22 protein-coding genes are annotated in these 20,444 nt (G+C 41.6%); 18 read left to right on the top strand and 4 right to left on the bottom strand.

What is annotated here, in order from left to right; genetic code table 11:
- Nucleotides 1–448 precede the first annotated feature (448 nt).
- The 8 genes from FLP08_RS01375 to arsB all read left to right on the top strand — a co-directional run bounded on the left by FLP08_RS01375 (nt 449) and on the right by arsB (nt 7,729).
- Complete coding sequence (locus tag FLP08_RS01375; protein WP_156273280.1) at nt 449–1,558, top strand: hypothetical protein; 1,110 nt, start codon at nt 449–451, stop codon at nt 1,556–1,558.
- A gap of 109 nt (nt 1,559–1,667) precedes the next feature.
- Nucleotides 1,668–2,819, top strand: coding sequence for a hypothetical protein (locus FLP08_RS01380; protein WP_156273282.1), 1,152 nt, complete (start codon nt 1,668–1,670; stop codon nt 2,817–2,819).
- Between the two features lie 60 nt (nt 2,820–2,879).
- Nucleotides 2,880–3,983, top strand: coding sequence for a hypothetical protein (locus FLP08_RS01385; protein ID WP_156273284.1), 1,104 nt, complete (start codon nt 2,880–2,882; stop codon nt 3,981–3,983).
- A gap of 44 nt (nt 3,984–4,027) precedes the next feature.
- A complete protein-coding gene (locus tag FLP08_RS01390; RefSeq protein ID WP_238388429.1) occupies nt 4,028–5,134 on the top strand; it encodes a Gfo/Idh/MocA family protein in 1,107 nt (368 codons plus the stop codon).
- 68 nt (nt 5,135–5,202) lie between these two features.
- On the top strand, nt 5,203–5,538 hold the full coding sequence (locus FLP08_RS01395) for an ArsR/SmtB family transcription factor (protein WP_156273286.1): 336 nt from the start codon (nt 5,203–5,205) through the stop codon (nt 5,536–5,538).
- A 47-nt stretch (nt 5,539–5,585) separates the two neighbouring features.
- On the top strand, nt 5,586–6,050 hold the full coding sequence (locus tag FLP08_RS01400; protein WP_156273288.1) for a DUF6428 family protein: 465 nt from the start codon (nt 5,586–5,588) through the stop codon (nt 6,048–6,050).
- A 10-nt stretch (nt 6,051–6,060) separates the two neighbouring features.
- Nucleotides 6,061–6,678 carry an arsenate reductase/protein-tyrosine-phosphatase family protein gene (locus FLP08_RS01405; RefSeq protein WP_156273290.1) on the top strand — a complete coding sequence of 206 codons (618 nt, stop codon included), beginning with the start codon at nt 6,061–6,063 and terminating at the stop codon, nt 6,676–6,678.
- A 1-nt stretch (nt 6,679) separates the two neighbouring features.
- Nucleotides 6,680–7,729, top strand: a complete 1,050-nt coding sequence (arsB, locus tag FLP08_RS01410) for an ACR3 family arsenite efflux transporter (RefSeq protein WP_156273292.1) — start codon at nt 6,680–6,682, stop codon at nt 7,727–7,729.
- Here arsB and FLP08_RS01415 read toward each other — a convergent pair.
- Both FLP08_RS01415 and FLP08_RS01420 read right to left on the bottom strand, forming a co-directional pair.
- Entirely contained in the window at nt 7,717–8,358 is a 642-nt protein-coding gene (locus FLP08_RS01415; protein WP_156273294.1) for an outer membrane beta-barrel protein, read from the bottom strand. The genes arsB and FLP08_RS01415 overlap by 13 nt on opposite strands.
- 118 nt (nt 8,359–8,476) lie before the next feature.
- On the bottom strand, nt 8,477–8,962 hold the full coding sequence (locus FLP08_RS01420) for a VOC family protein (RefSeq protein WP_156273296.1): 486 nt from the start codon (nt 8,960–8,962) through the stop codon (nt 8,477–8,479).
- 46 nt (nt 8,963–9,008) lie between these two features.
- Here FLP08_RS01420 and FLP08_RS01425 point away from each other — a divergent pair, with 46 nt between their 5' ends.
- Both FLP08_RS01425 and FLP08_RS01430 read left to right on the top strand, forming a co-directional pair.
- Nucleotides 9,009–9,509, top strand: coding sequence for an SRPBCC family protein (locus tag FLP08_RS01425; RefSeq protein ID WP_162430877.1), 501 nt, complete (start codon nt 9,009–9,011; stop codon nt 9,507–9,509).
- A gap of 103 nt (nt 9,510–9,612) precedes the next feature.
- Entirely contained in the window at nt 9,613–10,887 is a 1,275-nt protein-coding gene (locus tag FLP08_RS01430) for a hypothetical protein (RefSeq protein ID WP_156273300.1), read from the top strand.
- Between the two features lie 52 nt (nt 10,888–10,939).
- Here FLP08_RS01430 and FLP08_RS01435 read toward each other — a convergent pair whose 3' ends face one another.
- Complete coding sequence (locus FLP08_RS01435; protein WP_156273302.1) at nt 10,940–11,695, bottom strand: PepSY-like domain-containing protein; 756 nt, start codon at nt 11,693–11,695, stop codon at nt 10,940–10,942.
- A gap of 147 nt (nt 11,696–11,842) precedes the next feature.
- Here FLP08_RS01435 and FLP08_RS01440 point away from each other — a divergent pair, with 147 nt between their 5' ends.
- From FLP08_RS01440 to FLP08_RS01475, 8 genes are all read left to right on the top strand, one after another.
- On the top strand, nt 11,843–12,655 hold the full coding sequence (locus tag FLP08_RS01440) for an alpha/beta hydrolase (RefSeq protein ID WP_156273304.1): 813 nt from the start codon (nt 11,843–11,845) through the stop codon (nt 12,653–12,655).
- Between the two features lie 17 nt (nt 12,656–12,672).
- The gene (locus tag FLP08_RS01445) at nt 12,673–13,032 is read left to right on the top strand and encodes a cupin domain-containing protein (protein ID WP_156273306.1); all 360 of its coding nucleotides are present in this window, start codon (nt 12,673–12,675) and stop codon (nt 13,030–13,032) included.
- A 102-nt stretch (nt 13,033–13,134) separates the two neighbouring features.
- Nucleotides 13,135–15,039, top strand: coding sequence for a S9 family peptidase (locus FLP08_RS01450; RefSeq protein WP_156273308.1), 1,905 nt, complete (start codon nt 13,135–13,137; stop codon nt 15,037–15,039).
- Nucleotides 15,040–15,095: 56 nt separating this feature from the next.
- A complete protein-coding gene (locus FLP08_RS01455; protein ID WP_156273310.1) occupies nt 15,096–16,271 on the top strand; it encodes an MFS transporter in 1,176 nt (391 codons plus the stop codon).
- A 43-nt stretch (nt 16,272–16,314) separates the two neighbouring features.
- Entirely contained in the window at nt 16,315–16,773 is a 459-nt protein-coding gene (locus FLP08_RS01460) for a DUF1801 domain-containing protein (protein WP_156273312.1), read from the top strand.
- 1 nt (nt 16,774) lies between these two features.
- The gene (locus FLP08_RS01465) at nt 16,775–17,377 is read left to right on the top strand and encodes a short chain dehydrogenase (protein ID WP_156273314.1); all 603 of its coding nucleotides are present in this window, start codon (nt 16,775–16,777) and stop codon (nt 17,375–17,377) included.
- 142 nt (nt 17,378–17,519) lie between these two features.
- Nucleotides 17,520–17,981 carry a DUF4168 domain-containing protein gene (locus tag FLP08_RS01470; protein ID WP_156273316.1) on the top strand — a complete coding sequence of 154 codons (462 nt, stop codon included), beginning with the start codon at nt 17,520–17,522 and terminating at the stop codon, nt 17,979–17,981.
- Between the two features lie 238 nt (nt 17,982–18,219).
- Complete coding sequence (locus FLP08_RS01475) at nt 18,220–18,786, top strand: hypothetical protein (protein WP_202912740.1); 567 nt, start codon at nt 18,220–18,222, stop codon at nt 18,784–18,786.
- Here the strand turns inward: FLP08_RS01475 and FLP08_RS01480 are convergent.
- Nucleotides 18,783–20,321: a GH3 family acyl-acid amido synthetase gene (locus tag FLP08_RS01480; protein ID WP_156273320.1), complete on the bottom strand. Its 1,539-nt coding sequence runs from the start codon at nt 20,319–20,321 to the stop codon at nt 18,783–18,785. The two genes, FLP08_RS01475 and FLP08_RS01480, sit on opposite strands and share 4 nt — an antisense overlap.
- Between the last annotated feature and the right edge of the window lie 123 nt (nt 20,322–20,444).

Raw genomic sequence — 20,444 nt, forward strand, 5'->3', positions numbered from 1 at the left:
AGGGCACTACATAAAAATAATAACGAAAATTTACTAAAAGCATCTAAGCGTTTCATTGTAATAGTAGTTTTGATTTGTGGTATGAAATTACGCACATACCTTCGAGATGCCTGCTAATAAGGAGTTAAGCCTTTGTTGATATTATGATAATTAACCCTTTTTTAGAATGACCGGGAAGGTTTTTATCAAAATTTATCTTAAGATTTAACTAAAGCTTAGAGATACTAAAATCTCATCTATCGTAAATTGCAGAGTTTTAGACCAAAAGGTTAGGATCAAAAAATACCCTACATTTCTTATCACCCCTTTTGAGCTCTGGCGAAACGAAACTTAATAGCATTCAAGCAGCAGGAAAGTCTTCTTCACATCCGAAGTTATTGCCAGGCAATGAACGGAGCATTCATCGGCCCGATCTTATATAACCTATCCAATTAATTCGATCAAAAAAATGAATAAATTTTACAAATTCATCTGGGGTGCCGTAGTCTTATTTCTAGTCAGCGCTTGCGCCTCAGATGATGACCGGCCCGATCCGGGAGATGACCCTAACCTTTTAATCTCAAAAGTTAGATTTGAAAAAGACCTGAGCATCATTGAAAATGCTGGAGAAACAGAGATCAAACTGCTTCTTGAACCGGCAGCCAGGACCAGTGGCGAGATCAAAGTGAGGTTGCAGGTTCCCGATGAAATAAACCTTGGAACCAATCCAGGGATGATTGATAATTATATAAGCCTGCAGATTGAAAAAGGAGCTGCCAGCGCTTCATTTAAGGTAATACCAGAAAATGATGAGCTGCTAAAAGGGCATCAGGAATTCAGCATCACTTTCGGCCCCATGAGCAGCGGTTTCCGTAAGTCTGAAGAAGGCCAGGAAATGTTACTCAGTATTATCGATGATGAGCTGGACGGGAAACCAAAAAGCTTTGCCGGTGGAGGCATAAAAGTGGAATATAAATATTCGCAAAATGGCAAAATTAGTCGGGTAACCAATAAATATTCACATGGCTATGAAGATCATACTACCTACCATTATAATTCTAGTGGTACTATTCTGGAGACGATTCATCAAGCTACTTCCGCAGTCATTAAGAACAAATATTACTGGGAAGAAGACAAACTCGTTAGGTCTGAAGAGTTTATTGGAGAAGAAATGCGGGCCTATAGTCTCTACGATTATGATGAGGCCGGGAATATAGGCAGCAAGGTGGTTTATCTGAAAAATGACCAGGGCGATTTCAAGGAAAACTTCGTTTATGTTTACCTGTATTTTGACACAGGAAACTTCTACAAACAGATCATTTACCTAAAGGTGGACACAGAAGAGGAGTACGCCCTCATCTCTAGCAGGAGCTATGAAAATTACCTGGACAAACCAAACTTATTTCCTGTAAACCAGGTGGTGCCCGGTATTATGACCCAGCATAATCTGCCCGGCCTGTACCGATTGGAGGAGAACGGTGTGGATTTTAGCTTTGAATTCACCTATGAATACAATGAAAAAGGATATGCCGTTAAGCGTGTGACCGATGGTGAAGTGATCACCTACGAATATTATTAAAGTAGAGAAAACAGGTATCGCAATCTGTTAAATGCTGCCTTTAAGATTTATATAAGCCTGAATCTATCCTGAGGACCGCCTATGCCGGGTTGATTAAAAAAACTCAGTGATGAAAACGATTATTAAATTAAGCGGATATCTGCTGTTAACAGCATTATTGATTGGCTGTTCAGAAGATGATGAATCACCCCTCGAAGATGGCCCACGATTTACGACCGTAAAGCTTTTTAAAGAAGTATTTATTGACGAAAATGGAGGGCCGCAGGAAATTGTAATCCCTTTTGGTACCTATGCCTATACTGACGGTAGTTTTGACCTGCAGTTAATTACAGAGGACGAGGTCAATTTCGAAACCATACCAGAAATGGTGAATGGAGTGATTAAATTTGAGGTAGAAAAGGGAGGTTCTAAAGCAATACTTAGTATTATTCCTAAAGATGATGCCATTACCAATGGATTTCTTGAATATAGGTTTAGGATAAATGCTTTAAGTGAATTTTTCAGGAAAATGGATGATAGGAACCTATATCTGGGAGTGCGAGATGATGAGCTCAACGGAATGCCAAAAGGCATGAAGATAGCTTACGATTATGGAGAAGTCATATATGAATACTTCTACAATTCAGAAAGGAAACTTCTGAAGATCGAGCGACAAACTCCTAGCGATTGGGGACCTTTTAAATCTGTTTCTAAATATTCTTACGACCAGGACGGTAAACTTTCCACGATCATGACAGGCTATGATTATTCAGACCTGGAACCAGTTTTTGATCAGAAAACCATTTATAACTGGGAGAATGACAGGATCCTATCTACTGAATTTTATATCCTTACTGAAAAACAGGAACAAACTTTTTATACCTACGATGAGAAAGGAAATGTAATTACTAAGGAATCTTTTTCATTTTTTGGCCAATCTGAAAAAAGAATATTTTACAGATCTGCCTTCACGTATAATAATAACAATGAACTGGTTAAAGTACACAATACCGAATATTACTATCCAAATGAGTGGTATCCCGATGAAGGTGAAACCAATACTTTTATCACCTATGACAACTATTTGGAATATTCCCACACTTTCCCTTTTAACGAAATAATTCCAGGAGTAATCTTTCCAAAGAACTTACCGGGTACGATGAAATCTGAAGGTGACGGACTCCAAACGCAAATCTTTAACTACACCTATGAGTTCGATTCAGAGGGAAAAGTAACTCAAAGGAGTACCACAGATGAATTTATAGTTTTTGAATACCAGTAAATAAATTCAGAATCAAGGCGGGGCCCCAAGCTCCGCCTTAATCAACAAAATCGATATGTCATGAAAGCTTTATTAATATTCAGGTATTTGCTACTAATTGCGGTTTATTCAGCCTGCTCCACCGATGACGAAGCATCTTCAAATGATCTAAAACAATATACGGTAATTCGATTCGGTGAATCTCAAAATATTTCCGAAAACGGAGGACAGCAGGAAGTCATATTGCCATTTGATAGCAAGACTATCTCAGTAGGGGAAATTCAGCTGAAATTAGAGAGCAACAACGAATTAAACCTTCGAACGGTCCCTGAAATTCTGAATGGCATTCTAAGTATTCAGGTACAGGCCGGCGCTTCACATGCTTCTTTTTTTATTACTCCTGAAGATGATGAAATTGTAACCAACATGCAAAAAATTGTTTTTTCCATTTATGCACTAAGTGGTAATTTAATAAAAGCGAATAATAATCAACTGGTAATCCTTTTAAGTGACGATGAATTGATGGGTATGCCCAGAGCTTACCACACCCGGTCTAATGAGGGAAGTGAAACTAAAGAATTTTTCTATGATAATGCTAAACAACTAATCACAGTTGAAACTGAGGTAATTTCAGGCTTCGGCTGGAAGGAATCAAGCCAGTATTTTTATTCTGAAGACGGGAACTTAATAAAGGTGATTTCGGTTTTCGATGAGGATCCTGAGAGCAACCTGGAGACTCTTTATTACTGGAAAAACGGAAACATTCATCAAACAGTAAATAAATATGATGGAATTTCCTTCAGCTACACTAATTACGATTATGATCAAAATGGAAATTTGATAGCCAGTTCTGCGTACGATAAAGATGAATTAGGAAATGAAAGCCTGGAGGCAAAATCCAGCTACGAATATTATAGCGATGGACGACTCAAAACAGAAAGCACGACTTTTTATTTTGATGAGGAATTAAATTATAAGATTAACTATGATAATTATCTACCTGTCTTGAACCCATTTACTCAAATTTTACCAGGGGTGAATGCTCAAAAGGGCTTACCAGGTCTTATCGAATATAAGTTTGGTGAAGATAATTATTCCAGAATTTACACCTATGAATTTGGAGACGATGGCAAACTGACTAAAAGGAAAGCTACAGGCGAGACGACCACATACTCTTACCATTAGATAAACCCAGGCAGGGAACTACCCTTATTTTTAGAATTACGAAAATGACTATCTTAAAGGAAATCTGCGGCATGGAAAACAGAAGGTCATTTATCAGGAAATCGGGATTATTACTGGGAGCCTCCCTGCTTCCTTTCCCTGGTTGCATAAGCTTTGGATCAAAAAATAAACTGGGTGTAGCCCTGGTTGGACTGGGATATTATAGCACAGATTTGCTGGCACCCGCCCTTCAGCAAACAGATCATTGCGAACTTCGGGGCATAGTGACTGGTAGTCCGGAAAAGATCCCTGTTTGGCAGAAAAGATATGGCATTAAAGATTCTAATGTATATAATTACCAGAATATGCACGAGATCGCAAATAACGAGGAAATAGATGTGATCTACATTGTCCTGCCTACCGGGCTTCATTCAGAATATGCGATCAAGGCAGCGGAAACTGGAAAACATGTCTGGTGTGAAAAACCCATGGCCAGAACGGCCAAAGAATGCCAGCAGATGATAGATGCCTGTAATAAGAACCGGGTTAAACTTTCTATTGGCTACCGCATGCAGCATGAAACCAATACTCAAAAGATCATGAACTGGGCTAAAACCAAGCCCTACGGAAATATAAATAATGTGATCTCTGAGGCCGGGTATAATGGCGGTACTATCAATCCATGGAAACTGAAGAAAGAAATGGGTGGTGGCGCCATATACGATATGGGTGTTTACAGCATCAACGCTGCACGTTATTCCACCGGAATGGAACCTCTTGCGGTCACGGCCGAGCAAAGTACCCGAAGACCAGAAATGTTCACCGAGGTAGATGAGACTACTAGTTTCAAGATGGAATTCCCTGGTGGTATCCTCGTGGATGGAAAGACCAGCTTCGGGCAGAGCCTGAACAATCTAGAAGTGAGCGCCGAAAAAGGCTGGTATTATCTTAGGCCAATGCAGTCATATTCCGGCGTAAAGGGAAAAACCAGCGACGGACTTGTACTTCCTCCTATGGGTAAAAACCAGCAGGCCGTGCAAATGGATGATGATGCCCTTGCCATAATAAATGATACCGAAGTACTGGTGCCGGGAACTGAAGGGATGAAAGATATACACATAGTCCAAAAGATCAACGAGGCTGCTGCAACCAATCGGCGAATCCTTATTTAAAAAAAAAATCATTTATTTTTTGCTGATATTCTTATTCATCGTAATATTGCAATATATAATTTTGAATTATGGGGGTTACCAGATCAGATCTTTTTACTCAGGAGCAAAATGAATTTGCCACACTCGCAAAAGCATTTGCTCACCCTGCCCGTGTTGCTATCCTGCAGTATTTATTAGCCTCTAATAAATGCATTAATGGCGATCTGGTGAGCGAACTTGGTCTGGCTCAGGCAACTATTAGCCAGCATTTAAAAGAATTAAAAAATGCCGGACTCATCCAGGGTAATATCGAAGGAGTATCCATGAGCTATTGTATAAATCCTGAAAAGTGGGAAAGTGTACAAAAGTTGTTCAACGGGATGTTCGATAAGATCCAGGCTTGTGAGCCCGGTGATTGCTGCTAAAAAATTTAGAAACAAATATCGTAATAATGCGATAAAACGATAGAAATATGAAACTTTCAGAATTTAGAAATCAGTTATCCGGATTAAAGGAGATCGCTTTCGAGCTTCCCAATGGAAAACTCGTTCCGGAGCATTTTCATGTTACCGAAGTCGGGAAAATAAACAAACATTTTATTGACTGTGGAGGAACTTTAAGAGATGAAGAAAAAGTGTCTTTTCAATTATGGGAGGAGAACGATTATAACCACCGTCTCCATCCGGATAAACTAGTTCACATTATAGACCTGGCCAAAGAAAAATTGAATTTGCCCGACGCCGAGATAGAGGTTGAATATCAGGGAGAAAGTATCAATAAATTTCAACTTGATTTTGACGGTAAGAATTTCTTGTTAGTGAACACTCAAACCGCCTGCCTGGCCAAAGAAAAATGTGGTGTACCTCAGCAAAAACCTAAAGTGAAATCATCTGAATTGCAGAATTCATCCTGTGCACCAGGCTCTGGTTGCTGTTAATTAACCATCTATGCCCAAAACAAAACTATTCCCGGTACTGGTAAAAAAGATCGAACACTTAGAAAAGTCAAAGATTCCAGCATACCGGCAGAAGGTCCTGCAACCTATGATCGATTATGTTCAACAGCAAAAGGACCACGGAGCGCCCATCACGCTGAACTTTATATGTACGCATAATTCCAGGCGCAGCCAGCTGGCGCAGGTATGGGCCTGGGCTATTTCAAGGTACTACGGCATCAAAACCGATTGTTACTCCGGAGGCACGGAAGAAACCGCTTTCTTTAAAAATGCCGTGGAAGCTTTAAGGAGGGCTGGTTTTATAATTAAGTCGGGGAGCGGACAAAACCCACTTTTCGAAATTTTTATGTCTGAAGAGATCGATCCCTTAATCTGTTATTCCAAAGTGTATGATGCTCCCGAAAATCCCAGTGAGGAGTTTGCTGCGCTAATGACCTGCTCCAACGCAGATGAAAATTGTCCTTTTATTCCCGGTTCAAAAGCCCGTATCCCGCTGGATTATAAAGATCCTAAAGAATTTGATGATACTCCTTTCGCCATGGAGAAATATGAAGAACGCAGCGAACAGATCGCTTCAGAAATGATTCATGTATTCCAAAACATAAAATAAAATGCCAAAGAAACTGAGTTACCTGGATAAAAACCTTACCCTGTGGATCTTCCTGGCTATGGGCATAGGAGTTGGTTTAGGGTATTTTTTCCCTTCCATTCCTAAAAATATTAATTCTTACAGCTCGGGAAGCACCAATATCCCTATTGCCATCGGACTTATTTTGATGATGTACCCGCCCCTGGCCAAAGTGAAATACAGGCTTTTACCTAAGGTTTTTAAAAATGTCAGGATCCTGAGCATTTCACTTGTTCTAAACTGGATCATCGGGCCCTTCCTTATGTTTTTCCTGGCGATCATCTTTCTACAGGATCAACCTGAATATATGGTGGGTCTTATTTTGATTGGTCTTGCCCGTTGTATCGCTATGGTCCTGGTTTGGAATGACCTGGCCGAAGGAAGCAGCGAGTATGGCGCCGGCCTGGTTGCATTGAACAGCATTTTCCAGGTCTTTGCTTATAGTTTTTATGCCTGGTTGTTCATTACCTGGCTTCCTCCTCTTTTCGGTTTTGATGGGGCTATCGTTGATATTTCGATTGCTACGATCGCCGAAAGTGTAGCGATCTACCTGGGAATCCCTTTTGCCCTGGGAATTCTTAGCCGCCTAATCCTGGTAAAAGTGAAGGGAGAGACCTGGTATGAACAGAAATTCATCCCAGCTATTTCTCCGTTAACGCTCATAGCCCTTTTATTTACGATTATCCTCATGTTTTCTCTAAAAGGAGAATTGATAGTGCAAATTCCTATGGACGTGGTTAGGATCGCTATTCCGCTATTGATCTACTTCAGCCTGATGTTCCTTATAGGATTCTTTTTAAGTAAAGCCATGGGAGCATCTTACGATAAAAATGCTTCCATTTCGTTTACGGCGGCAGGTAACAATTTTGAACTGGCCATCGCCGTAGCGATTGCGGTATTCGGACTCAATAGCGGGCAAGCCTTTGCCGGGGTTATAGGTCCACTGGTTGAGGTACCGGCCTTGATACTTCTGGTGAGGGTATCATTCTGGCTAAAAAAGAGATATTATAAAAAAGAATATCAGTTCAAATAGAATGTAAGCCCTAGATAAATATTGCTTAAACCAAAAGAGAAAGCAAAGGAATTTGTAGTAGCTCTATCAATTCCATCCTCACGAAATTCTGAGTGACTATACTGTAGAGTTCCTAAATTGGCATCTAATGAAAATTTATCTGATAGCAGGTATGATAAACCAGGTCTTAAAGCTATGCCATAAAGATTACGGGTATCTTTCTGGCAATTGAGGCAATTATCATAATCGTTTTTAGAGGTACTTCGGGTGTATTCCAGGAAACCCGTCAGGTTGAAAGAGAATGATCCTGAGATCGCAAAATACTTTTGTAAATATGGAGCTATGGTAAATGCATTATTGGTTGCTTCTTGAAGTTCATCAGGGCGGGTATACTTATTCCTGCTATAATGATATCCTAATGTTAAGCCCGCGGCCAGGTTATCATTAATAAAATAACCAGCCTGAGGTCTAAGGGTAAATCCAAAATTTTCATATTCCGAATTTTCATTATCAGAATTATTAGAATTAACTCCAACAGATCCTCCCAAACTCCAGGTTCCTTTTTCAATTAGAAATTTATCAGACTCGTTCTGAGCGCCGGCGACAAACCCGAAAAATACAAGAGCGATGGTAAGTATAAATGTTTTCATATCGAGTGTTTACGGGCACAATGATATTAAAAACGAATCTAACCACCTATCGGTTAGAGGTAAAATTAAACACGTTAATCTTAATCACTTTATTACCAGTACACTCTATGGAAAGAATTTACAAGCTCAGTAATTCCTCAAGATCTAATCTCCTGGTATACATTTTTATACTTCCATCTGCTTTGACAGGCCATTGTTCCCGTGGCTTATCCCAGTAGAACTCAATCCCATTCCCGTCTGGATCATCCAGGTAGATGGCTTCTGAGACCCCATGATCGGCAGCGCCGGTAATTGGATAATCCAACTCCAACAATCTTCTAGTGATACCTGCCAGCTCTTTCCTCGTGGGATAAAGAATGGCCGCATGAAAAAGCCCTACTCCATTCCGCTGTGCCTTCCCCGCTCCTTCACTATGCCAGGTATTCAAAGCGATATGGTGATGATAGCCTCCTGCCGAGAGAAATACTGCCTGGTCCCCCATTCTTTCGGTGATCTCAAAACCCAGGACACCTTCATAGAACCTCAAAGCCTTATCCAGGTTAGACACCTTTAAATGTACATGACCAATACGGGTCGCAGGGGGTATTTTATACTTTCCAGACATGGTATTTTTCTTTAAATTTAATAGACATTCTTTAATTTTTAAGCTCATGGAAGAAAGAAAAAAAATAGATTGGAGCAGCTTCACGGTCAACCTGCCACTGGACAATTCAGAAGAAGAAATCATAAACGCATGGCTAACCCAGGAAGCCCTGGAGAAATGGTTCTTAAGACTGGCCGAATTCAGCACCCCAAGTGGTGAAAAACGAAAGAGGCAGGAACAAATAAAGCCGGGAGACACTTACCGGTGGCAATGGTTTGGATGGCCAGATAGCGTAGAAGAGCACGGCAAAATACTGAATCCCGAACAGGCTGAGTTCCTCAGGTTTCAGTTTGGTAAGGCCGGGATCGTAGGAGTGCGCGTGGTTGTTGAACATGGTCATAACATATTGAGGCTTGTTCAGGAAAAGATTCCGCAGGATGAAGAATCCAAGATGAACTTTTATGTAGGCTGTAAGACAGGCTGGACCTTTTATTTGCTTAACCTGAAATCAAAACTACAGGAAGGTCCCGATCTAAGGAACAGGAAAAGTGAATTGCACATGGATTGATACTTCCCCGGAAATTTCAGAATATTATAACTTTTAAAAAATTATAGATCAGCGTTAAAATCATAGCTTTATGCTCCCGAAAAATTTATAAAACAGAAGTTCGATGAAGAAAGTTCTTGTCTTTGCAGGTATCCTTTTAGTGGTGTTCATTGGCCTTACCTACTGGTCTGCCTCCAGTACAGATAAGGAATTCAAAACCTGCGAAATAAAGAATTTTGAAGATCTTGAAAAAGTCAATTTCAAGGAGCACGATTCTGTCCTGGTGGCTCCAAGCAGCCTGTACGAAGGTAATATTCTTAAAGCTTTCATGCAGGGAAAGAATTATCGGGAAGCCTGGTCTACCCCGGTTAAAGTCCCTATCGCATTCCTGGATACTTTGAAGGGAGGCATGAAGATCAAAAAAGAAGGTGGTGGAAAACAAACCCATTCCCTGAAACTGGAAAGCAAAAATGGCATTACCTACACCCTTAGAAGTGTTACCAAGGACCCTAAAAAACTGATTCCCCAAGTAGCTGAAGACCTGGGGCTCGAAAATATCATTGTTGACGGCATCTCTGCCCAACATCCATTTGGCGCCATCCTTTCAGCCAGGCTATCAGAAATTGCCGGGGTTCTGCATACGCATCCTACGATGTATTTTATTCCAAAGCAGGAAGCCCTGGGCGAATACAATAAAAAATATGGCAATCGCCTTTACCTTCTGGAATATGAGACAGAAAGTAAAAAGAACTGGACCTCTTTTAAGAATGTAGATGAGATCGTGGAAACCAAGGACCTTCAGGAAATAAAACAGGAAAAGGGGGACAAGGTGAGCATAGACAGAGCTGCTTTGGTAAAAGCCCGGTTATTCGATCTATTGATAGGTGACTGGGACCGGCATGCTGAACAATGGGGCTGGGTACTTCTAGAGAAGGAAAATAAGATTAGCGCAATCCCGGTAGCTGGAGACCGCGACAATGCCTTTTTTAACCTTAGCGGTGTTATTCCCTCCATTATTACCAATGAAAATATTGAGCCACTGGTACGGCCTTTCAAAAAAGAGATAGATTATTTACCCGGTTTGGTCTATCCATTCGACCGTTATTTTTTACTGGATACTCCGGAAGAGGTTTATGTGGAACAGGCGGAACAGTTGCAGGCTTCACTTACAGAAAAAGCCATTGAAGAGGCTTTCACGGTTTGGCCGAAACAGATCGCCGACCTCGACCGGAAGGAAATAAGTGAAAAAATTAAAAGCCGTAGGGACAATTTAAAAGAATATGCCAAGGCTTTTCATGATATTATCCAGGAACGGGGCGCCCTGGAAGAACCGCTTAAAGGATCTGAAGACCTGGAAATCGAGGATTCGCCTTTGCTGAAATGCTTCGAGTGTAAATAAAAAAAGACCCTTCTCTAAAAAGGGCCTCTTTATTTATTCTGGATATGCGGGACTAATCGTCATCTGATTCGTCATCATCCTCATCTTCATCCTCTCCATTACCATCTTCGGCGCTCAGAAAATTACCTTCTGAATCGAATTCCAGTTCTACCCCGTTATTCAGGGTTACTTCATATTCGCCATCATCCTCGATCTCGGCTTCTATGATCGTATTATCCGGATAATTTTCACTGATATAATCCAGGATATTTTGAGGCAGATCTGCCGGGTCTATTTCTTCATCATCATCTTCATCCTCATTCTCATCTTCTCCCTGCCCCAGGAAATTACCGTTAGCATCAAAAACCAGTTCCACATCGTTCTCCAGTTCGATCTCATAATTACCATTATTTTCCCTTTCGGCCTCATCGATCTCTACCCCTGGAAAATTCGCTTCGATGAAATCAAGGATATTCTGAGGAATTTCTGAAACCAAAAGATATTCATCCCCGAAATCATCATCGCTATCGTCATCTATGCCCAGAAAATTTCCATCCTGGTCAAAAACAAGTTCTATTCCATTGCTAAGATGGATCTCATAATTATTATTATCCTCTATTTCGGCCTCCCTGATGGTTGTGCCGGGATAATTTTCGGTTACGTAATCAAGGATATCCTGTGGCAGGCTGGAAGTGCTTACGTGCACATCGGCTTTAAAGACCCTGGAATCAAGGTCTACACCAGTTCCGGGATCATTATCGTCATCGCTGCAGGCAGCCAGGAACAAAAGGCCTCCAGCAATAATTCCGAATTTTCTCAATTTATTCATATTACTAGTTTTAACATTACCTGCACTTAAAACGAATTATGGCCGGCTATATTATTACAGGTTCAACTTAAATGATCTGAACGATCATAAAATTGTTTTTTGTTGAAACTTAGCCTTATTTTGAAGCAAATATAATATTGATTCCCCATGTACAGGATTTTCACTCTGCTGGCGTTTTTAATTAGCATACATAGCCTTGCCCAAAGTACAGCCTCTGAACAGGTAAGCAGCTTTGAAATTGAAGCACCACAAATGGATACTATAAAGAAGATATGGATCTATTTACCGGAGAACTACCAAAGTTCCGGTCGTGACTACCCGGTGATCTATATGCACGATGCTCAGAATTTATTTGACCGGAAAGCTTCCTATGCCGGCGAATGGAAGGTAGATGAAAGCCTGGACAGTATCGGAAAACCGCGCTCCATAATTGTAGGTATCGAGCATGGAGGGAATAAAAGGATAGAGGAGCTAACCCCTTACCCACACGAAAAATATGGCGGAGGAAAGGCTGATGCATATCTTGAATTTATCACCAAAACCTTAAAACCTCATATAGACAGAAGCTTTCGCACAAAACCGGGTTTTGAGAATACCGGTATTTTTGGATCTTCCTTGGGCGGGCTTGTTTCATTTTATGCCGCTCTGCAATATCCGGAGATCTTCGGAATGGTTGGGGTTTACTCTCCCTCCTTCTGGATTAACGAGGAGATCTATGATTTTGCTCAAAAGGCTGAACTTAATCCTGAAATCAGGTTTTATTTCCTGGTAGGAACTGAAGAATCTGAAGAAATGCTTCCCGACCTCGAAAAAATGATAGACCTGCTAACTGAAAAGGGCCTGAAAACTGAAAATTTCAAAACCAGGTTTGTTGAAGGAGGTAAGCATAACGAGGCCCTTTGGAGCAAAACCTTCGCGGAAACCTATCTTTGGTTAATGCAAAATAGATTTGTAAAATGATCCCAAACCCTGAATAGATGGAAAAAGTAAACATTGCCGAAAAGTTCGAAAAATTCTCAGACCACTGGAACCCGAGGATCGTAGGGGAACTGAACGGGCAGCAGGTTAAACTGGCCCGGCTTAAAGGTGAATTCATCTGGCACTCCCATGAAGATGAGGATGAGATGTTCTATATCGTGAAAGGAACATTAAAGATAGAGTTCAGGGATCGCATGGTCGAACTTAAGGAAAATGAATTTTTTATAGTACCCCGTGGGGTCGAACACAGACCTATTGCCGAACAGGAAGTTCAGGTCATGTTATTTGAACCTGCTTCTACCCAGCATACGGGAAAGGAAAAGCACGAACTCACCAATAACAGGCAGGAAAGGCTTTAAAAAGCCTCCCGCAGATGCGATATTTATTTCGAATTTCATTTTTTGTATATTGAGCTGGTTTTCAGTTTCGGAAACCTTTTTTCTAACCAAAAATCCCAAAGAATGAAAAGAATCACTTACCTGATTTTGCTGGTCACCCTTATGCTTTCTGCCCAAGAACAAAAGCAGCCTAAGGAGTACAGCATCGAACAGTTTTACGAGAATACCCGTGTGGGAGGCGGCCGCTTCTCTGCCGATGAATCCAAGTTGTTGATTAGCAGCGATAAGTCTGGCATCTTCAATGTCTACGAGATCGATATTGCTAGTGGAGAACAAAAGGCTATTACCAATTCTAAAGAGGAATCTTATTTCGCAGTAGATTATGTGCCGGGAAGCGACGAGATCCTTTATTCTGCCGATAAAGGCGGGAACGAAATAAGCCATATTTATCTTTTACAGCCTGATGGTAGTTCCAAAGACCTCACGCCTTCAGAAAATGAAAAGGCAGAGTTCGCAGGCTGGAGCAAGGATAAAAAATACATGTATTATCTTTCCAACAAAAGGGATCCGCAGTTCTTTGACCTTTACAGGATGAAAGTGGGTACCTGGGAACCGGAAATGCTTTACGAGAACAAGGAAGCATATTCGATCGCAGATGTTTCTGAATCTGGAAAATACCTGGTCTTAACCAAGGCAGTAACCACCAGTGAGAACAAACTTTTCCTTTTAAACCGGGAATCCAGTGATATCACCGAGATTTCAGAACCAGGATTCAATTACAGCCCTACCGGTTTTAATAAGGATGAAACCGAAATGTACTATACCACCAACCAGGGAGGTGAATTTGCCCGATTGATGGAATTCGATCTCAACAGCAAAAAATCCAAGGAACTTTACAAGACCAACTGGGACGTAATGTATAGCAGCCTAAGTGAAAATGACACCTACCGGGTGATTGGAATTAATGAAGATGGGGCCACCAAACTTATCATGTGGAAAAATGCGACCCAGCAAGCTATGGAGCTTCCAGAAATCAAGGACGGCAATATAGTTTCTGCAAGTTTTTCAGACAGTGAGGATCTTTTAAGACTCACCGTGGGGACTTCAAAAACTCCTAATAATATTTATGTCTATAATTTAAAAACCAGGGAGCTTAAAAAGCTAACCAGTACACTTAATCCCGAGATAGACCCGGAGGACCTGGTTTCAGCAGAAGTAGTGAGATACAAGTCTTTTGACGGACTGGAGATCCCGGCCATCTATTACAAACCTCTCAATGCCACTGCCGATAATAAGAAACCCGCTTTGGTTTGGGTTCACGGTGGTCCCGGTGGCCAGTCCAGGGTAGGCTATTTTGCCCTTATCCAATATTTGGTAAACCATGGATATGCTGTGCTTGCTGTTAATAACCGAGGAAGTAGCGGTTATGGAGCCAGTTTTTACAAGATGGACGATAAGAATCACGGTGAAAAAGACCTTCAGGATGTTATTTATGGTAAAAAATGGTTAGCCTCGCAGGATTATATCAATGAAGACCAGATTGGGATCATTGGAGGAAGTTATGGAGGATATATGACCATGGCCGCTATGACCTTTACCCCAGATGAATTTGAAGTTGGAGTGAATATTTTTGGAGTTACCAACTGGCTACGAACTCTAAGGTCTATTCCGCCTTACTGGGAGTCATTCAAAAATGCACTTTATGAAGAGCTTGGTGACCCTACCACTAAGGATTCTATCAGGCTTAAGAAGATCTCTCCTTTGTTCCACGCAGAAAATGTAAAGAATCCTATTATGGTATTACAGGGAGCGAACGACCCCCGGGTTTTACAGATAGAGTCAGACGAGATCGTTGAGGCCGTTAAAAAGAACAATGTACCGGTAGAGTATATGGTTTTTGCAGACGAAGGTCACGGCTTCATCAAAAAGGAAAATGAAATTAAAGGTTATAAACAAATAAGGCTTTTCCTGGATAAATACCTTAAAGACGAAGAGGTCACTTTGCCAGACACCACATTGAAAGATTAAATTTAGTATTATTGCCTTTATATGGAACAGGTTATATCCCTTAAGACGAACAAGTATTGAAAACGCCTTACTGGATATTACCTGTTATTGTTTTGTCACAATTCTGCTGCACTTCGCTATGGTTCGCGGGGAATGCGGTAATGAGCGAGCTGCTTTTAAAGTTCGGCCTTAATACGGAAGCCTTGGGTCATCTTACCTCGGCTGTTCAATTCGGTTTTATTGCCGGTACCCTTAGCTTTGCATTTCTTACCATCGCAGACAGATTTTCTCCCTCAAAAGTTTTCCTTTTATCTGCTTTACTCGGAGCTTTCTTCAACCTGGGAATACTACTGGATAACAACGCTTTACCCAGCCTTATTATCTATAGATTTTTAACCGGGTTTTGCCTGGCCGGTATCTATCCTGTTGGCATGAAGATCGCTGCAGATTATTTTGACAGGGGCCTGGGCCGTTCTTTAGGCTACCTGGTTGGGGCACTGGTGCTGGGCACGGCCTTTCCGCATTTGCTTAAAGCCCTTTCGGGTGAAATCGAACTGCACTGGAAAAGCGTGATCATTTTTACTTCTATCCTGGCGGGGATTGGCGGACTTTTGATCTTTCTCCTCGTACCAGACGGTCCTTTCAGGACAAAAAGAAACAGGCCAGATATAAGCCTTTTTTTTAAGGTTTTCAGAAATACGGAATTCAGGTCTGCAGCATTCGGATATTTTGGCCATATGTGGGAACTATATGCCTTTTGGGCCTTCGTTCCGGTAATCCTTAATTTTTACAGGAATTCAAACCCCGAATCAAATTTCAGTATCCCGCTGATCTCCTTCCTGGTAATTGGTCTTGGAAGCCTTGCCTGCATTTCGGGAGGCTATATTTCAGAAAAGGCCGGTACCAATAAAACCGCAGGCCTTGCTTTACTGATGTCGGGCATATGCTGCCTGCTCTCTCCCCTCGTATTCTCTTTTGGCTCTGAAGTGTTGCTAATCGGCTTCCTAATTTTCTGGGGGCTGGTGGTGATCGCAGATTCTCCCTTGTTCTCCACACTGGTAGCCCGGAACGCTTCCGCAGAATCAAGAGGTACTGCCCTTACCATTGTGAACTGTATCGGCTTCAGCATCACCATTTTCAGTATACAGCTGCTTAATTTTCTTAATGGGAAACTATCTCCTGCCCTCATTTTTCTATTTCTAGCCATATGCCCGGCATTTGGCCTGCTTTCCCTTTTCCGGAAAAAACTTTAGGCTGAAATAATTAAATTTGTTCGAACAGATCAATAGATTCCTTATGAAAATTGAAGCCAGCTCTCCAGATGAATATATCGGGAAAATTCCCGAAGAACGAAAAGGGCCTATGTCCAGGCTTCGCGCCGAAATAAAGGAAAATCTTCCGGAAGGATTCGAGGAAACCATGAGCTACGGGATGATCGGCTATGTAGTACCACATTCCATTTATCCTGAAGGATATCATTGCGACACTTCCCTGCCCCTGCCCTTCATCAACCTGGCTTCCCAGAAGAACTATATCGCGGTATATCATTCTGGCGTATATGCGAATAAGGAAATTCACGACTGGTTCGTTGAAGAGTATAAAAAGAGGATGGGAAAAAAGCCGGATATGGGAAAAAGCTGCATTCGGTTCAAAAATATGGAGCAGATCCCTTATGATCTAATTGGAGAGCTATGTTCAAAATTCACAGCCCAGGAATGGATAGATCTGTACGAAAAAAACATAAAAAAGAAATAATATGAAGATTTTGATCATAGGTGCAAACGGAACGATAGGTAAAAAAGTGAGCGAAGCACTTTCAGATAAACATGAGATCATAAAGGTTGGAAAGACCAGCGGAGAAATACAGACAGATATCGCCGAAGCGTCTTCCATAGAAGAGATGTTCGAAAAGGCCGGTAAGGTTGATGCGGTGGTATGTATTGCTGGCGATGCCAAATGGGATAAATTCGACAAACTTAGCGAAGAGGATTTCTACATAGGCATTAAGAGTAAATTGATGGGACAGGTGAACCTGGTGCGTATAGGCAGAAAGTATTTAAACCCCGGTGGTTCTTTTACCCTTACCACGGGAATACTTGCAGATCACCCGGTAGATAAGACCACCAGCGCAGCCATGGTGAATGGTGGTATCCACAGTTTTGTGAAAGCCGCTGCCCTGGAACTTGAAAACGGACACCGGATAAATGCCGTCTCTGCAGATCTTGTGGAAGATGCCAAAGAGAAATATGAGGATTATTTCCCGGGCCATACCCCGGTGCCGATGTACAAAGTGGCAGACGCTTACAAAAAGTCAGTCCTGGGTAAGGTCAATGGTGAGATCATTCGCATCCTTGCTTAAAAGGCAGCTGATAGGTTAACATAAGCAGTGCTATCCTGTTAAGATTTTCTTAAGACTGAACTTCATTTTATTAAAGCCACAGATTATTGGGTTATAGGCATAGTTTTCGCACTTTATAGACCAAAATCATAAAACAAAGAAAATGAAGAAGTTTATTAGTAGCCTGTTATTCGTCTTTGCAGTGGGAACCGCTTCGGTTGCAGCTCAAAATACCACCATGCCACAACAGGAAAAGATTGAAGTAAGCGATGCCGAACTGAACGAATTCGCTGAAGTTTTCCAGAAAATGAGAATGATGAACCAGCAGGTTCAACAGGAAATGATGGCTGTAGTGCAGGAAGAAGAACTTGAGCTACAAAGGTTTAATGAGATCCACCAGGCAAAAATGGATCCTAAAAAAGAAGTTGAAACCACAGACGCAGAAGATAAAAAGTATAAGGCCGTAGTGGCTGAATTCGAAGTTATTCAACCTGAATTTCAGAAAAAAATGCAACAGGTGATCGAAGAAAGTGATCTAAGCATGGAAAGATACCAGCAAATGGCCATGGCCTTGAGAAGTGATGCTGAGCTTCAGCAAAGACTTCAGAATATCCTGAAGAGCTAATTCTCTAGCTGAACGATATAAAATTAAAGCAGGTCCTTAGACCTGCTTTTTTTATGGGCTGGATCAGGTATAAGACCGGAATAATTTAAGTCTATTTTAAAATTTGAAAATTTTAAAGGCATCAATTTTGTTGTAATTTGGGAAATAATTCGAACCTATGACAAGCCTTTTAAAGAGAAGCCTTTTTTTATTAATATTTATATTGATCCTTCCTGCTTGTTATGCCCAGCAATCAACCATGCAACAAAAAGACAGTCTTAAGTTCAGCAATAAAATAGTTCCAGATGCCATCTGGCGCGAAACCTACGTGGCACTTTCTCATTATCCTGAACTAAAGGATGTACCCATAGAGTTCAAATTCAAAAAGAATATCAAGAAATCTTTTATGCAGGCCCAGCCAAAGATTGGAGGGCTCTTCAAAAAAAGGAAGAACCGTGGATACCTGGTTTTTATCAATGAAAAATTCACCATAGACGATGAGGAATTCGACATTACCAGCGTCCCTTCAGAAGTTCTTGTGGGCTGGATTGGCCACGAGCTGGGACATATCATGGATTATCTGGATCGTACCGGCGCAGAACTGCTTTGGTTTGGAATGAGATATGTAACCTCGAAAAATTATATCAGGGAGGCAGAAAGGGCTGCCGATACCTACGCGGTTAACCACGGCCTTGGGGAGCAGATCATCGCTACCAAGAATTTTATCCTGAACCACTCCAGGTTATCAGACACCTATAAGGACCGTATCCAGGAATTATACTTATCTCCCGAGGAGATCATGGCCTTGATAGACAAGGTAGATTAACTCACCGCATTCTGTTCTTTAAGGAACTTTTCCCAGTCGGCGAATTTTTCCTCGTCCATTACCTTCTCCATTTTCACCTGTCCGCCTTTTTTCTTGTTCACGGCATTCCACTCGTGGAACATATTTGGATCGATAGTGGTAACCTTAACTCCTTTTAAGGCTTTAGAACGGGCTACTTTATAATTTTTATTAGCATCCTTTAGCGCATTGTCCAGGGCTTCGGCCAGCTTGGAATCGTCTGCCTCATCTTCGGTTCCCAGGTACCAGTAATGATAGTATTCATCGTCTTCTTCGGCCCTTTTTGCCGCTACCACGAACTCAGGGATCCTGATATCGAACTCGTTCTCCAGTTCCTGCACCGCATCGTTCATCTTATTTACCGAAAGCTGAGATCCTACCACGTTCAGAAAGAATTTGGTCCTTCCGGTGATCCTGATCTCGTTTTTAGATTTATCTGTGAATTTGATGGTATCCCCTATAAGGTACCTCCATGCTCCACTTACGGTCGAAATTAGCAGGACATATTCTGTTTCCTCTTCAGCATCTTCTAAGAGTATTACCGGAGCATCTTCAGTGATCGAGCCATCCTGGTTGATATATTCGGGCTTGAACGGAACGAACTCAAAATAGATGCCATTATCTGTGATAAGCTGCATGGCGTGAGTATCCGGCCTGTTCTGCAAGGCGAGGAATCCTTCTGAAGCCAGGTAAGTATCTATGACCTGTACCGGTTTCCCCAGCAAGGCATTAAAACTCTTTTCATAAGGCTCAAAGGCCACTCCACCCGAGGCATAGACCTGGAGATTAGGCCAGATTTCGTGAATATTGTTAAGATTATGGTGGGCGATCACTTCCTTGAGCATTAGCTCCATCCAGGAAGGGATGCCGCTAAGGGCTCCGATATCCCAGTTCTTGGCATTCTCGGCGATCATTTTTACCCGGTCGTCCCATTCATCTATCTTGGCGATCTCTTCTCCCGGCTTATAATAGCCACGGAACCAGAATGGAATATTACTGGCGCTAATCCCGCTGATCTCCCCTTCCTGGTGATCTCCTTCCTTCTGAAGGTCGGTAGAGCTTCCCAGCATCATGATCTCTTTTTCAAAGAAATCTGGCGGAAGGTCGAAATTGCTCAATGCGCTAACCTGCTTGATGCCGGCTTTCCTTATGGCCTCCACCATTTCTTCGGTAACAGGGATTCGTTTGCTGCTCTTCCCGGTAGTTCCGGAACTCAAGGCGAAATATGGCGGTTTTCCCGGCCAGGTTACATCCTCTTCTCCCTCATGGTATTTATACCACCATTCCTTATCGATCTTATTATAATCGAAGTACGGGACCTTCTCTGCAAAACTTTTGCGCAGATTGTCAGACTCCAGTATCTCTTCAAAATTATAATGCTTACCAAAAGAGGTGTTCTTTGCTTTCTTTAAAAGATTTCTCAACACTTCTTCCTGGTCCCTCACCGCCTCACCCTCCGGGGTTAGCGTTTCTTTGAGGTCTATAAGACTTTTAATGATCGATCCGAATATTGCCATTTTTCGTATTTGAATTTGGAAAGCATAAAGCTAAAAATACCATTTAGAGCAGGCACAAGGATTACCAAATATTTAACTCCGAAAATCGAAGCCTGAAACTCTAATACCGGCAGTTTTTTATTA

The organism is Christiangramia aestuarii, from assembly GCF_009735585.1.
GTDB classification, from domain to species: Bacteria; Bacteroidota; Bacteroidia; order Flavobacteriales; family Flavobacteriaceae; genus Christiangramia; species Christiangramia aestuarii.

What these genes read in the sequence shown, in the direction of transcription:
- FLP08_RS01375 (WP_156273280.1), top strand. Translation starts at nt 449, where the DNA reads ATGAATAAATTTTACAAATTCATCTGGGGTGCCGTAGTCTTATTTCTA.
- FLP08_RS01380 (WP_156273282.1), top strand. Translation starts at nt 1,668, where the DNA reads ATGAAAACGATTATTAAATTAAGCGGATATCTGCTGTTAACAGCATTA.
- FLP08_RS01385 (WP_156273284.1), top strand. Translation starts at nt 2,880, where the DNA reads ATGAAAGCTTTATTAATATTCAGGTATTTGCTACTAATTGCGGTTTAT.
- FLP08_RS01390 (WP_238388429.1), top strand. Translation starts at nt 4,028, where the DNA reads ATGACTATCTTAAAGGAAATCTGCGGCATGGAAAACAGAAGGTCATTT.
- FLP08_RS01395 (WP_156273286.1), top strand. Translation starts at nt 5,203, where the DNA reads ATGGGGGTTACCAGATCAGATCTTTTTACTCAGGAGCAAAATGAATTT.
- FLP08_RS01400 (WP_156273288.1), top strand. Translation starts at nt 5,586, where the DNA reads ATGAAACTTTCAGAATTTAGAAATCAGTTATCCGGATTAAAGGAGATC.
- FLP08_RS01405 (WP_156273290.1), top strand. Translation starts at nt 6,061, where the DNA reads ATGCCCAAAACAAAACTATTCCCGGTACTGGTAAAAAAGATCGAACAC.
- arsB (WP_156273292.1), top strand. Translation starts at nt 6,680, where the DNA reads ATGCCAAAGAAACTGAGTTACCTGGATAAAAACCTTACCCTGTGGATC.
- FLP08_RS01415 (WP_156273294.1), bottom strand. Translation starts at nt 8,358, where the DNA reads ATGAAAACATTTATACTTACCATCGCTCTTGTATTTTTCGGGTTTGTC.
- FLP08_RS01420 (WP_156273296.1), bottom strand. Translation starts at nt 8,962, where the DNA reads ATGTCTGGAAAGTATAAAATACCCCCTGCGACCCGTATTGGTCATGTA.
- FLP08_RS01425 (WP_162430877.1), top strand. Translation starts at nt 9,009, where the DNA reads ATGGAAGAAAGAAAAAAAATAGATTGGAGCAGCTTCACGGTCAACCTG.
- FLP08_RS01430 (WP_156273300.1), top strand. Translation starts at nt 9,613, where the DNA reads ATGAAGAAAGTTCTTGTCTTTGCAGGTATCCTTTTAGTGGTGTTCATT.
- FLP08_RS01435 (WP_156273302.1), bottom strand. Translation starts at nt 11,695, where the DNA reads ATGAATAAATTGAGAAAATTCGGAATTATTGCTGGAGGCCTTTTGTTC.
- FLP08_RS01440 (WP_156273304.1), top strand. Translation starts at nt 11,843, where the DNA reads ATGTACAGGATTTTCACTCTGCTGGCGTTTTTAATTAGCATACATAGC.
- FLP08_RS01445 (WP_156273306.1), top strand. Translation starts at nt 12,673, where the DNA reads ATGGAAAAAGTAAACATTGCCGAAAAGTTCGAAAAATTCTCAGACCAC.
- FLP08_RS01450 (WP_156273308.1), top strand. Translation starts at nt 13,135, where the DNA reads ATGAAAAGAATCACTTACCTGATTTTGCTGGTCACCCTTATGCTTTCT.
- FLP08_RS01460 (WP_156273312.1), top strand. Translation starts at nt 16,315, where the DNA reads ATGAAAATTGAAGCCAGCTCTCCAGATGAATATATCGGGAAAATTCCC.
- FLP08_RS01465 (WP_156273314.1), top strand. Translation starts at nt 16,775, where the DNA reads ATGAAGATTTTGATCATAGGTGCAAACGGAACGATAGGTAAAAAAGTG.
- FLP08_RS01470 (WP_156273316.1), top strand. Translation starts at nt 17,520, where the DNA reads ATGAAGAAGTTTATTAGTAGCCTGTTATTCGTCTTTGCAGTGGGAACC.
- FLP08_RS01475 (WP_202912740.1), top strand. Translation starts at nt 18,220, where the DNA reads ATGCAACAAAAAGACAGTCTTAAGTTCAGCAATAAAATAGTTCCAGAT.
- FLP08_RS01480 (WP_156273320.1), bottom strand. Translation starts at nt 20,321, where the DNA reads ATGGCAATATTCGGATCGATCATTAAAAGTCTTATAGACCTCAAAGAA.